The organism is Streptomyces sp. A01, from assembly GCF_059026195.1.
This window is the reverse complement of sequence record NZ_JBWLKN010000028.1, coordinates 61,468-73,936: the sequence shown is the minus strand read 5'-3', so window position 1 is coordinate 73,936 and position 12,469 is coordinate 61,468. Positions and strand designations below refer to the sequence as shown.

Below are 12,469 nucleotides of genomic sequence, written 5' to 3'. Positions count from 1 at the left end.
CGGCCGGGGGGAGCCGGACGACACCAGCGAAGCAGCGCCCTCACACCCCCGCATCCCGAGAGCGCTATGCGGGCTACTCCCTGCCGCCCAACCGGGTCCACCTGCGACGATGAACCATCCAGCGACCATCCCGCCCAGGGATTCCACAGCCCGCCGACCAGATCCCCGAGCGCGAGCGCACAGCGGGCTTCCCCATCCGGACCGCACAGTGATCCGCGGCCGATCGTGCACCGGAGCCGTACTGCCGAAGCGGCAACTTGCTGAAACGGCAAGAACACTCGCCACCACCGTGCCGTCGGCCACATGATCGGCGAGAACGGGTCAAGCGCGTCGAACGCGTCGAACGGCGGACTGGCACGGTTCGGCGCTCAGCCGATCGAGAGAGCCCCGGAGGACTCATGTCACAGCAGGCCACGCAGGTCACTCACCGGCTGGTCGCCTCACCGGCGGGCCGCATTCACCTGGTGGAACAGGGCACCGGGCCGCTGGTGCTGCTCGTGCACGGCTTCCCCGAATCCTGGTACTCCTGGCGCCACCAGCTGCCGGTACTGGCCGCGGCCGGGTACCGCACGGTGGCCGTCGATGTCCGCGGCTACGGCCGCTCCTCCAAGCCGGGGAACACCGACGCGTACCGGATGCTCGACCTGGTCGAGGACAACGCCGCGGTGGTGCACGCCCTGGGCGAACAGTCGGCAGTGATCGTCGGCCACGACTGGGGGGCGACCATCGCCGCCAACTCCGCCCTGGTCAGGCCGGATGTCTTCGCCGCGGTGGGGCTGCTCAGCATCCCCTACGCCCCGCGCGGCGGACCGAGGCCGAGCGACGTCTTCGCGCGGATGGGTGGGGAGGAGGAGTTCTACATCTCCTACTTCCAGGAGCCCGGCCGCGCCGAGGCCGAGATCGAACCCGACGTGCGCGGCTGGCTCGCGGGCTTCTACGCCGCGCTGTCCCCGGACACCATGCCCGCACCTGACGCACCCAGCCCGCACTTCGTCAGCCGGGGCGGGAAGCTGCGCGACCGGTTCCCCGCCGGCCGGCGGCCCGCCTGGCTCAGCGAGGACGACCTCGACTTCTACGCCGGGGAGTTCGAGCGGACCGGCATGGCCGGGGCGCTCAACCGCTACCGGAACATGGACCGGGACTGGGAGGACCTCGCCGACTTCGACGGCGCTCCCCTCACCCAGCCGTCCCTGTTCATCGGCGGCAGCCTGGACGCCCCCATCACCTGGCTGGCCGACGCGATCAAGGCGTACCCCACCACGCTGCCGGGTCTGGTCTCCTCCCACATCCTCGACGGCTGCGGCCACTGGATTCAGCAAGAGCGCCCCGCCGAGACCAACCGGCTCCTGACCGACTGGCTCGCCTCGCTCACCGCGTGACGCCAGCCCCGGCCCACTGGTCCGGACTCGCCGGACCTGCGCGAAGGCTCACATCTCGAAGCGGTAGCCCATGCCGGGGGCGGTGATGAGATAGCGAGGACGCGCGGGGTCTGGTGCGAGTTCGCGCCTCAGCTGGGCCATGTAGACGCGGAGATAGTCGGCCTGCGTGCTGTAGGTGGGCCCCACACCTCCCGCAGCAGTTGCTTCTGGCTGACGAGCCGCCCGCGATGGTGGATCAGCACTTCCAGCGGCTGCCATTCGGTCGGGTGAGCCGGACGTCGCGCCCGGCAACCGGGCGGGAGCCGGCGGCCCGAGGAGTCTCCTCGGGCCGCCGGCTTCCGCCCACCGGCGTACGACGGTCACTTCTCGGTGAGTTCCTTGAGAGCGATGTTGAGCTTGAGGACGTTCACCCGGGGCTCGCCGAGGAAGCCGAGCATCCGGTCGTCGGTGTGGTCGGCGACGAGCTTGTCGACCTGCTTGACGTCGAGATGGTTCCTCTCGGCGACGCGGTGGACCTGGATGTCCGCGTACTCGGGGGAGATGTGCGGGTCGAGGCCGGAGCCGGAGGAGGTGACGGCGTCGGCCGGCACGTCCGAGGGCTTCACCTTGTACGTGGCCGTGGAGTTGTCCTCGACCACGGCGTCCTTGGCGGCGATCACCCAGTCGTACAGACCGTCCTCGTCCTTGCTGACGCCGTTGTCGCCCGACCGGTTGGTCGCGCCGGACAGGAGCAGCTCGTACTGGGTGTTGACGCTGTTGGAGCCGAGGCCGTTGGCCGGGCGCGGCTGGAACCACCTCAGATCCGGTTCGGCCGTCTCCTGGCCCTTCTTCAGCGGCAGGTTGTAGGTCTGGCCGATGAGTTCGGAGCCGACGACCCTGCCGTCGGACGTGATCTCGGAACCGTTGGCCTTGTCGTTGAACAGGGCCTGTGCGACGCCGGTGACGGCGAGCGGGTAGATGACGCCGCAGATGACGGTCAGGACGAGCAGGGCGCGGAGCCCTGCCCCGATGAGCCGTGCGGTGCCGCTGAAAGAGTTGTTCATGACGTCACCCGATGCCAGGGATGAGGGAGAGGAGCAGGTCGATGATCTTGATGCCGATGAACGGCGCGATCAGGCCGCCCAGTCCGTAGATGCCGATGTTGCGGCGGAGCATCTTGTCGGCGCTCATGGGCCGGTACTGAACGCCCTTCAGGGCGAGCGGCACCAGCGCGATGATGATCAGCGCGTTGAAGATGACGGCCGACAGGATCGCCGACTCCGGGGAAGACAGGTTCATGATGTTGAGCTTGTCCAGGCCCGGGTACACGACGGCGAACATCGCCGGGATGATCGCGAAGTACTTCGCGACGTCGTTGGCGATGGAGAACGTCGTCAGCGCGCCCCGCGTGATCAGCAGCTGCTTGCCGATCTCGACGATCTCGATGAGTTTGGTCGGGTTGGAGTCCAGGTCCACCATGTTCCCGGCCTCCTTGGCGGCCGAGGTCCCGGTGTTCATCGCCACGCCGACATCCGCCTGCGCCAGCGCGGGGGCGTCGTTCGTGCCGTCACCCGTCATCGCCACGAGCTTGCCGCCGGCCTGCTCGCGCTTGATGAGGGCCATCTTGTCCTCGGGGGTGGCCTCGGCGAGGAAGTCGTCCACGCCCGCCTCCTCGGCGATGGCCTTGGCGGTCAGCGGGTTGTCACCCGTGATCATGACCGTCTTGATGCCCATCCGGCGCAGCTCGTCGAACCGCTCCCGCATGCCCTCCTTGACGACGTCCTTGAGGTGGATGACGCCGAGTACACGTGCGCCACGCTCATCCTCGCGAGCCACCAGCAGCGGCGTGCCACCAGCCTGTGAAATCCGGTCGGTGAGCGCCTGCGCGTCCTCCGCGACACTTCCGCCCCGCTCCTTGACCCAGGCGACGACCGAACCGGTCGCGCCCTTGCGGACCTTGCGGTCCTGTCCGTCCTCGGACAGGTCGACGCCGGACATGCGCGTCTGGGCGGTGAAGGCCACCCACTCCGCGTCCACGAGCTCGCCCTGGTGGCGCTGGCGCAGCCCGTACTTCTCCTTGGCCAGGACGACGATGGAACGCCCCTCGGGGGTCTCGTCGGCCAGCGAGGAGAGCTGGGCGGCGTCCGCAAGCTCGGCCTCCGTCGTGCCCTTGACGGGTACGAACTCGGCGGCCTGGCGGTTGCCGAGGGTGATGGTGCCGGTCTTGTCGAGCAGCAGCGTCGATACGTCGCCCGCCGCCTCGACCGCGCGGCCCGACATCGCCAGGACGTTGCGCTGGACGAGCCGGTCCATGCCCGCGATGCCGATCGCGGACAGGAGCGCGCCGATGGTCGTCGGGATGAGGCAGACCAGCAGCGCGGTCAGCACGATGAGCGACTGCTTGGCGCCCGCGTAGATGGCGAACGGCTGCAGGGTGACGACCGCGAGCAGGAAGACGATGGTCAGCGAGGCGAGCAGGATGTTCAGCGCGATCTCGTTGGGCGTCTTCTGCCGCGCCGCGCCCTCGACCAGGTTGATCATCCGGTCGATGAAGGTCTCACCGGGCTTCGTCGTGATCTTGATGACGATGCGGTCGGACAGCACCTTCGTACCGCCGGTGACCGCACTGCGGTCGCCACCGGACTCGCGGATGACGGGCGCGGACTCGCCGGTGATGGCCGACTCGTCGACGCTCGCCACACCGTCCACGACGTCACCGTCGCCGGGGATGATGTCGCCCGCCTCGCAGACGACCAGGTCGCCGATGCGCAGCTCGGTGCCGGGCACCTGCTCCTCGGTCTCGCCCTCCTTGGACAGCCGCCGGGCGACCGTGTCCGTCTTCGCCTTGCGCAGCGTGTCGGCCTGAGCCTTGCCGCGCCCCTCGGCCACCGCCTCCGCCAGGTTGGCGAAGATCGTGGTCAGCCACAGCCAGGCCATGATCGCCCAGCCGAACCAGTCGGTCGGGTCCTTCAGCGCCAGCACGGTGGTGACCACCGAGCCGACGAGCACCACGAACATCACCGGCGACTTGATCATCACCCGCGGGTGGAGCTTGCGGATGGCGTCCGGCAAGGACCTCATCAGCTGCTGGGGGTCGAACAGCCCCCCACCGACGCGTCCGGGGTCGGTCTTGTGACCCGTCGGCACATCGCTGTGCGGCGCGGGGGTCGGAGTGGCGGTGGACATGGAGCCGGGCTCCTCGTGCTTCTTGATGTCGGTGGTCATGCCGCCAGCCCCTCGGCGAGCGGGCCCAGCGCCAGGGCCGGGAAGTAGGTCAGACCGGTAATGATCATGATCGAGCCGACCAGCAGCCCGGTGAAGAGCGGCTTCTCGGTACGGAGGGTGCCCGCGGTGGCCGGGACCGGCTTCTGCTCGGCGAGCGAACCGGCCAGAGCGAGGACGAACACCATGGGCAGGAACCGGCCGAGCAGCATCGCGAGACCGATCGTGGTGTTGAACCACTGCGTGTCCGCGTTCAGGCCCGCGAAGGCCGAGCCGTTGTTGTTGGCTCCCGAGCTGTAGGCGTAGAGGATTTCGGAGAATCCGTGGGCGCCCGAGTTGGTCATCGAGTCGGCCGGGGTGTCCAGCGCCATGGAGGCGGCGGTGAAGCCGAGCACCAGCGCCGGGGTGATGAGGATGTAGCACGCCGCGAGCTTGATCTGGCGGGTGCCGATCTTCTTGCCGAGGTACTCGGGCGTACGGCCCACCATCAGACCGGCGATGAACACCGCGATGACGGCCATGATCAGCATGCCGTAGAGACCGGAGCCCACACCACCGGGGGCGATCTCGCCGAGCTGCATGCCGAGCAGGTTCAGGCCGCCGCCCAGGCCGGTGTTCGACGAGTGGAAGGAGTTGACCGCACCGGTGGAGGTCAGCGTGGTGGAGACGGAGAAGATCGCCGAGCCGCCGATGCCGAAGCGCGTCTCCTTGCCTTCCATCGCACCGCCGGCGGCCTCGAACGCCGCGCCGTGGCCCGCGAACTCCGTCCACATCATGAGCAGGACGAAGCCGACCCAGATGGTGGCCATCGTGGCGAGGATCGCGTAACCCTGCCGTACCGAGCCGACCATCGTGCCGAAGGTGCGGGTCAGTGCGAACGGGATCAGCAGGATCAGGAAGACCTCGAAGAGGTTCGAGAACGGGTTCGGGTTCTCAAACGGGTGGGCCGAGTTGGCGTTGAAATAGCCGCCGCCGTTGGTGCCCAGCTCCTTGATGACTTCCTGGGAGGCGACGGCGCCGCCGTTCCACTGCTGAGAGCCGCCCATGAACTGGCCGACCTCGTGAATCCCGGAGAAGTTCTGGATGGCGCCCGCCGAGACCAGCACGATCGCACCGATCACCGAGATCGGGATCAGGACGCGTACGACACCACGGACCAGGTCGGCCCAGAAGTTGCCCAGCTCACCGGTGCGGGACCTGGCGAAGCCGCGTACGAGAGCGACGGCGACGGCGATGCCGACGGCCGCCGAGACGAAGTTCTGCACGGCCAGGCCGCCGGTCTGCACGACGTGGCCCATGGCCTGCTCGCCGGAGTACGACTGCCAGTTGGTGTTCGAGGTGAACGAGACGGCGGTGTTGAACGCCTGGTCCGGGTCGATCGAGGAGAAGCCCAGCGAGCCGGGCAGCGAGCCCTGCACACGCTGGAGCAGATACAGGAACAGGACGCTGACAGCGGAGAAGGCCAGGATGCCGCGCAGGTACGCGGGCCAGCGCATCTCGGCGTCGGGATTGGCGCCGATGGCCTTGTAGATCCACTTCTCGACGCGCAGATGACGGGTCGAGGAGTAGACGCGGGCCATGTAGTCGCCGAGGGGACGGTATGCCAGCGCCAGCGCGGCTATCAGCGCGAGCAGCTGGAGCACACCAGCCAGAAAGGGGCTCATTACTGTGCTCAGAACCTCTCCGGGTACACAAGGGCGAGGACGAGGTAGCCCAGCAGGGCGGCGGCCACGATCAAGCCGACGATGTTCTCGGCAGTCACAGCTTCGCCACCCCCTTGGCGATGAGAGCCACCAGCGCGAAAACCGCGATCGTGGTGACGACGAAGGCCACGTCGGCCATCGTGAGCTCCTGAGAGAGGTGCGGAAATGTTCGGTCCCCCACAGGAAATCCTGCTTCCGGGCGGTCACCCGCGCTGTTGACGGGTCCCTTACGGCCATTGGCGCCCTCTTGACGACTCTCTTACGCCCACCCGTCCCGACCTGCGAAGAAACCGGTCGGCGCGCCACCGGACACGGGGGTGCGACCCGCTGACCGCGGCGTTTTCCGGTCACCACGGAGCGGGCGGGTCACGGAGCGTGCGGGCCACCGCGGAGAGCGTGCGGGCTGGCCACCGCACGCGGCAGGCGCGGCCGGGCCGGGGGCCGCCCCTCGGCGGCTGAGCCATGCCGTGGCCGGGGCTGGGTCCGGACGCGTCTCTCACGCCTTTCCCGCGCTTGCCTGCTTCCTGACACGGGCTTGACGCCACCCTGCGGGAGCCGTCAGGGGACCGTAAATTCCCGGCCGATCAGACGCGTCGACGCCACCTTGGCCCTAACGTTTCCTGTGGCCGCTCAAGGTCGCGTACGTCCGCGGCATGCCATCCCGGGGCTTCGCCCCCGGTCGCCTTCCCGGCGGGCCCGTACGCGGCGGTGTCTCCCCGCACCGCGTCCGCAGACGGCCTTGTCGGCCCCGGAGCCCGGCGCCGACAAGGCCGGAGCGGTTCCCGCACAGCCCGACATCCGCGATCACCTCGGCGATCACCTTCCACGCCCTGATCATCGTGGCGCTCATCCCGCTTGCTCTGCGCGGGGTGCGCTGCACCCCCGCCTCGGCGCACGACCTGCTGAAGCGCAACGTCGCCGTCCATGGCCTTGGCGGTCGCGTGCTGCCCTTCGCGGGCGTCAAGCTGATCGACCTGCTCGTCCCGGCGATTCCCGGCCTGGGCCGATCTGGACTGGACTGGTCTGGACTGGACTAGGCCGATCTGGGCCGATCTGGGCTGGTCTGGACTGACACCCATCAGAGCACCGTCAAGGCCCGCGCAGGACCCTTGAGCCCGTGCGGGCGAGCCAGTTGTATGGGGACGTGAACAGCAGCCTGCGCCATGACGACCGGCCACCTCATAGGGTGCGCCCGGCCGTGCGCGCTGCTCACTCTCCGGCGCGGTGACGCACCGTTCGCGGTGACGCACCATTCGCCTGCGGCCTCCTGACGGCGCCCCCTGCCTTTCCCGTACGCCCCGCTCTCTGACGGCCCTGACGGCCGTACGGACCCACACCCTTCGCGCCCCTTCGCACCCTTCGCACGCCCCCGCTCTCGCCCCACAGCGAGAGCGTCAGCTCGTGCCCGTCTCCAGGGAAAAATCATGACTTTCACGTCTCTATCCGGATGCACCATGCTGGTCACCGGCGCCACCTCCGGCATCGGCTACGAGACCACCCGGCAGCTGGCCGAGCGCGGCGCCACCGTCCTCGTGCATGGCCGTACCGCCGAGGAGGCGCGGGCCGCGGCCGACCGGCTGATCGCCACCGCCGGGATCGACGCGACCCGCCTGTGCGCGTTCGCCGCCGACTTCGCTCATCTGGAGGAGGTGGAGGCGATGGCCACCCGCGTGGTCCAGGAGCACCCCCGTCTGGACGTCCTGGTCAACAACGCCGCCATGGCCGCCCCCGAGCGCCACACCGTCACCGCCGACGGCAACGAGATCGCCTTCCAGGTCAACTTCCTGGCGCACTACCTGCTCACGAACCTGCTGGAACGGGCCCTCACCCTCGGGTATCCCCAGCTCGCGGAGCGAGGGGAAGAGCCCGGCGGCCGGGTCATCAACGTCTCCTCCTCGCTGCACCGCACCGGCTCCATCCAGTGGAGCGACCCGCAGCGCGCCCGCCGCTACTCACGGCTCGCCGCCTACGCCCAGTCGCAGCTGGCGCTCACGGTCTTCGCAGCCGACCCCCGGGTCACGGCCGTCTCGGTCCACCCCGGCGTCTGTGAGACCGCGCTGCTTCCGCTGTACGCCCCCGAGGGGGCCACGGCCGCCGACGGCGCCGCCCATGTCGTACGGCTCTGCGACCCGGCGGTCGAGATCGTCAACGGCGCGTACTACGACCGTGACAAGCGCGTCGATCCCGCTCCCGCCGCCACCGCGGAGCGCACGGTCAAGCGCCTCAGCAAGCTCGCCGACGTCCTCGTCGGCCATGCCGCCTGAAAGGCCGGCACCACGCCATGCCGAAGCGCGCACGCGAGAAAAAGGCACGCCGCAAGAAGAAGGCCAACCACGGCAGCAGGGCCGCACAGAGCTGACCTCTGCTCTCGCCCTTCGGGGCTGGCGGCGCATCGGCGCCGGTGCCCGGTCCCGTCGGTCATCCGGTGGGGCCGGGCGCCTGTCCGCCCCTCCCCCGGTCACCGCCCCGCACAGGAAGTCAGGTGCCCTCCCCATGATGCAGCTTCAGTCACCCCTTCTCCCCGCCGTCGCCCACTGGTTCCCCGCCGGGGCGCCCGGAGCCAGGGCCCTGGCCGAGCATGTACTGCGCACCGGACACGGGCGCTGGTGGGCGGACCGGGCCGTCCAGCCGCAGGCCGTCGCGGTCGTCTGCGCGGACCACGTGCTGCTGCGAGGCGATCCCCGCGCGGTCACCCCGGGAGCGCTGACGCATCTCGCCGACAGCTACGTCGTCGAGGCGCCGGAGGGCTTCCTTCCGGTCCTGGGCGCCGCGTTCGGCCGGGTCACGCCGTGGGAGCGGATGGTGTACGTACACCGTGCCCCCGCACAGGCACCCCGCCCGCCGCGCGGCGTGACGGTGCGCCGTTTGACGGCCGAGGACGGTCCGGCGCTCGCCGGGCTCGACGCCGGCATGCGCTGGATTCACGGCAGTTGGGGTGGCCCGGCCGCGCTCGCCGCCTCCGGGCTCGGCTGGGCCGCCTTCCACAAGGGCCGAGTCCTCGCCGTGGCCTGCACGTACTTCCTCGGCACCGCTTACGAGGACATCGCCTGCGTGACGGTCCCCGACCACCGCCGCCAGCGCCTCGCCCTCGCCTGCGTCACGGCGCTGTGCGCGGACATCGCCGCCCGGGGCCGGACAGCGAGCTGGTCCTGCTCCCGCGACAACCGCCCGAGTCGCCTGCTGGCCTGGACCGCCGGTTTCCGGCTGGAGCGCGAGTACGTCCACTACGCCACCGATAAGGCCGTCTCGCTGAGCATTCCCGCATGAGCCAGACCAGGGATGCTGACCGGCTCCCACGACGCCGGTCCTCGGCAGCAGCCGAGGACCGGCGTCGCGCGAGTTCACCGCCGACACGGAATTCCCGTACGACCTGACACCGCCCCGGTCATGACCGGCACGGCAGGTCGGACAGCCGGAAGCGCAGTCGGCAGATCACCGCGTCGGTGTCACGGCGGACGGCGTGCGAGACGACAGCGCCACGCTGGTTCTGCAGCGCCCGCTGCCACAGGTGAGCCGGCTCGATCTCGGGAATGAGCACGGTGATCCGGGTATCGGGATCGGCCGCCGAGATCTCCCGTACGTACGCGGCGATCGGACGGCCGACAGTGCGGCGGGCCGAGGAGACACGCACCAGCGGCACGCCCGGATTCCACAGCGCCCAGTCCCGCTCCAGGGCCTCGGTCCGCGCGCGGTCCTCGGGATCGGAGTGGCATACCGTCACCGCGCGTACGTCGTCGCCCAGGGACACCGCCGCTGTCAGGGCCTCGCTGGTGAGCCGGGTCAGGGAGGACACCGGGACCAGCACCAATGAGCGCTGGCGGTGCGGGGCTTCGGGAATGCGGCCGACCCCGAGGCGCTCGCCGATCCGGCCGTACGCACGATGGACGCACTCGAACCCGGCGACCAGCAGCGGCAGGGCGACCACGATCAGCCAGGCGCCGTCGTGGAACTTGGTGGCGATGACGACGACCGCGCTGACACCCGTGAGCAGCGCGCCCAGGCCGTTCAGCAGCGCCTTGCCCGCCGAGCGTGGTCCGCGTACCCGCCGCCAGTGGAGGACCATGCCGGTCTGGGCGATGGTGAAGCCGACGAAGACGCCGATGGCGAAGAGCGGGACGAGTGTGTTGGTGTCGCCGCCCGAGAAGAGCAGCAGGGCGGCGGAGACACCGGCGAGGGCGAGAACGCCGTGGCGGTGGACCTGGCGGTCGGCCTTCAGGCCGAAGACGTGCGGCAGGTAGTTGTCGCGGGCGAGCAGCTTCAGCAGGACCGGCAGTCCGCCGAAGGAGGTGTTCGCGGACAGGGCCAGCAGCACCATGGTGGCGAACTGGACGACGTAGAAGGCGGCGTTGTGGCCGAAGGACGCGTCGGCGAGCTGGGCGAGCACGGTCACGCCTTCGACCGGCTGCAGGCCGAACCGGGAGATCAGGACGGAGAGCCCGATCAGCATCACGCCGAGCAGCACGCCGAGTGCGACCTCCGCACGCTGAGCGCCGCGGACGGCCGGAGTGCGAAAGGACGGGACGGCGTTGGCGATGGCCTCGACACCGGTCAGCGCCGAGCAGCCCGACGCGAACGCCTTGAGCAGCAGGAGCGCTCCGACGGTGGTCGCGTTGTCGGCGAGGACGGAAGGATGTCCTGCGGCCGCCTCGGTCGAGACCGGGGCGTCGCGCGCCAGGCCGACCGCGATGAGCACCAGGATCGAGCCGATGAAGACGACCGTCGGCAGGATGAACGCGCGTGCCGAGTCGACGATCCCGCGCAGGTTCACCGCGGTGATCAGCACCAGCACGACCCCGCACAGCCACAGCCGCTGGCCGTACAAACCCGGGACGGCCGACGTCAGCGCGGCCACACCCGCGGTGACGGCCACGGCCACATTGAGGACGTAGTCCAGGACCAGGGAGGCGGCCGCGACCAGGCTGGTACGACGGCCCAGATGTGCCTTGCCGACCGCGTAGCTCCCACCGCCGTCCGGGAAGGCGGCGATGACTTGCCGGTACGAGGCGACGAGCACCGCCAGCAGCGTGGCGATCGCCACGGTGACGGGGAGGGTGAAGCCAAGCCCGTGGCCGCCCGCCGCGGCCAGGACCAGGACGATCGCTTCGGGCCCGTACGCCACCGAGGCCATCGCGTCGAGCGACAGCGCGGCGAGGCCGGTCACGGCGGTGAGCTTGTGGCGCGCGCCGGTATCCGGGGGCTCCTCCGCGCGGGGCGGGGTGCCGGTCTCGGTGGTCATGGCGGACATGCGGGTGGGCTCCTTCGTGTGCGGGTCCGCTCAGGGTGGGGCCGAATCCGGCCGGTCCCGCCCGGCAATGGCGGGTTCTTGGCGCGAGACGGCGATATCCTCACGCGTTCTTGATGAGTCTTGATGAGGGCCGTCATGACGACGTCAACGATGACCGACGCCGTGTCAGCGGTTCATCAATGAGCCGGGTGCCGGTCCCCGGCGCGCCTAGCGTCCTGGGCATGGGCATGGGACCGAGCACACGATCCGTTCCGGGGCGCGACAGCGACCGTGCGGAGCCCTCCGGGACGTACGCTTCCGATGCTGACTGGGCCGGTGAGCTACGGGCCGCGACCGGCTGCGCCACCGTGCTTCTCGCGCTGCTGCTGCTGGTCGACGGCGCTTCCGGCAGGCTCACCGCCCCGCGTGGCTTCCTGTGGACGGGACTTGCCGTCCTGCTGTTCGTGGTGCTCCTGCCGGCCCGGGTCACAGCGGGCGACGGCTGGCTCGCCTCACGCGGACTGCTAAGCGAACGGCGCGTACGCACCGACGAGTTGGTGGCGGTCCGCTGGTCCGGCGGCGTCGCGCAACGCCTGGTCCTGCGCGACCTCGACGGCGGACGGGTCGAGCTGGACCCTCGGGTTCTCGTCACCAACCCACCGTTGTGGCGCCTGCTGGACGCGGGCATCCGTACGTCCCTGGGCCGGGGGACGCTGCTGTCCGGCGCGACCGCCCTTAAGGAGCTGTCGCGACAGGTCAACGGCGAGACCACTCAGACGGTGCTCAGGATCTCCGGGCTGGATCGACGGCGGTGACGGCTGTGCCAGAGCTGTGGCGGCGGCTGGTCGCTCGCGCATCGCCCGGCACCCGGCCTCGGCCCTCCCGTGGTCCGCGTGCTCTCGCCCGCCCCCCGGCCGCCGCGCTGCGAGCCGGGACCGAATGCCGACGGCATCGGTCCGGCA

The 12,469-nt window shown here is 70.1% G+C and carries 11 protein-coding genes and 2 pseudogenes; 6 read left to right on the top strand and 7 right to left on the bottom strand.

Annotation, left to right across the window (positions count from 1 at the left end):
* Positions 1-398: 398 nt before the first annotated feature.
* Positions 399-1,379: an alpha/beta fold hydrolase gene (locus AC5P1B_RS29290; protein WP_493890944.1), complete on the top strand. Its 981-nt coding sequence runs from the start codon at positions 399-401 to the stop codon at positions 1,377-1,379.
* Positions 1,380-1,427: 48 nt separating this feature from the next.
* On the opposite strand, the pseudogene AC5P1B_RS29285 reads toward AC5P1B_RS29290, so the two are convergent.
* The 6 genes and pseudogenes from AC5P1B_RS29285 to AC5P1B_RS29260 form a co-directional block, all read right to left on the bottom strand.
* Positions 1,428-1,665 (bottom strand): annotated as a pseudogene (locus tag AC5P1B_RS29285) (winged helix-turn-helix domain-containing protein); the annotation flags it as partial.
* 73 nt (positions 1,666-1,738) lie between these two features.
* The gene (locus tag AC5P1B_RS29280) at positions 1,739-2,422 is read right to left on the bottom strand and encodes a potassium-transporting ATPase subunit C (RefSeq protein WP_493890943.1); all 684 of its coding nucleotides are present in this window, start codon (positions 2,420-2,422) and stop codon (positions 1,739-1,741) included.
* Positions 2,423-2,426: 4 nt separating this feature from the next.
* The gene (gene kdpB, locus AC5P1B_RS29275; RefSeq protein ID WP_493890942.1) at positions 2,427-4,583 is read right to left on the bottom strand and encodes a potassium-transporting ATPase subunit KdpB; all 2,157 of its coding nucleotides are present in this window, start codon (positions 4,581-4,583) and stop codon (positions 2,427-2,429) included.
* On the bottom strand, positions 4,580-6,244 hold the full coding sequence (gene kdpA, locus AC5P1B_RS29270; protein ID WP_493890941.1) for a potassium-transporting ATPase subunit KdpA: 1,665 nt from the start codon (positions 6,242-6,244) through the stop codon (positions 4,580-4,582). Before kdpA ends, kdpB begins: the two co-directional genes overlap by 4 nt.
* 8 nt (positions 6,245-6,252) lie before the next feature.
* Positions 6,253-6,342, bottom strand: a complete 90-nt coding sequence (gene kdpF, locus AC5P1B_RS29265) for a K(+)-transporting ATPase subunit F (RefSeq protein WP_455351953.1) — start codon at positions 6,340-6,342, stop codon at positions 6,253-6,255.
* Positions 6,339-6,464 carry a hypothetical protein gene (locus AC5P1B_RS29260; protein ID WP_493890940.1) on the bottom strand — a complete coding sequence of 42 codons (126 nt, stop codon included), beginning with the start codon at positions 6,462-6,464 and terminating at the stop codon, positions 6,339-6,341. The genes kdpF and AC5P1B_RS29260 overlap by 4 nt, the downstream gene beginning before the upstream one ends.
* A gap of 604 nt (positions 6,465-7,068) precedes the next feature.
* Here AC5P1B_RS29260 and AC5P1B_RS29255 point away from each other — a divergent pair.
* From AC5P1B_RS29255 to AC5P1B_RS29240, 4 genes and pseudogenes are all read left to right on the top strand, one after another.
* A pseudogene (locus AC5P1B_RS29255) lies at positions 7,069-7,320 on the top strand (hypothetical protein); the annotation flags it as partial.
* Between the two features lie 387 nt (positions 7,321-7,707).
* Entirely contained in the window at positions 7,708-8,547 is an 840-nt protein-coding gene (locus tag AC5P1B_RS29250) for an SDR family NAD(P)-dependent oxidoreductase (protein WP_493890939.1), read from the top strand.
* A gap of 17 nt (positions 8,548-8,564) precedes the next feature.
* Entirely contained in the window at positions 8,565-8,642 is a 78-nt protein-coding gene (locus tag AC5P1B_RS29245) for a 50S ribosomal protein bL37 (protein WP_493890975.1), read from the top strand.
* Between the two features lie 134 nt (positions 8,643-8,776).
* Positions 8,777-9,550: a GNAT family N-acetyltransferase gene (locus AC5P1B_RS29240; RefSeq protein WP_493890938.1), complete on the top strand. Its 774-nt coding sequence runs from the start codon at positions 8,777-8,779 to the stop codon at positions 9,548-9,550.
* Positions 9,551-9,668: 118 nt separating this feature from the next.
* Here AC5P1B_RS29240 and AC5P1B_RS29235 read toward each other — a convergent pair whose 3' ends face one another.
* Positions 9,669-11,528, bottom strand: a complete 1,860-nt coding sequence (locus AC5P1B_RS29235; RefSeq protein WP_493890937.1) for an APC family permease — start codon at positions 11,526-11,528, stop codon at positions 9,669-9,671.
* 221 nt (positions 11,529-11,749) lie between these two features.
* On the opposite strand from AC5P1B_RS29235, the gene AC5P1B_RS29230 reads away from it, so the two are divergent.
* On the top strand, positions 11,750-12,322 hold the full coding sequence (locus AC5P1B_RS29230) for a hypothetical protein (RefSeq protein ID WP_493890936.1): 573 nt from the start codon (positions 11,750-11,752) through the stop codon (positions 12,320-12,322).
* Positions 12,323-12,469 lie beyond the last annotated feature (147 nt).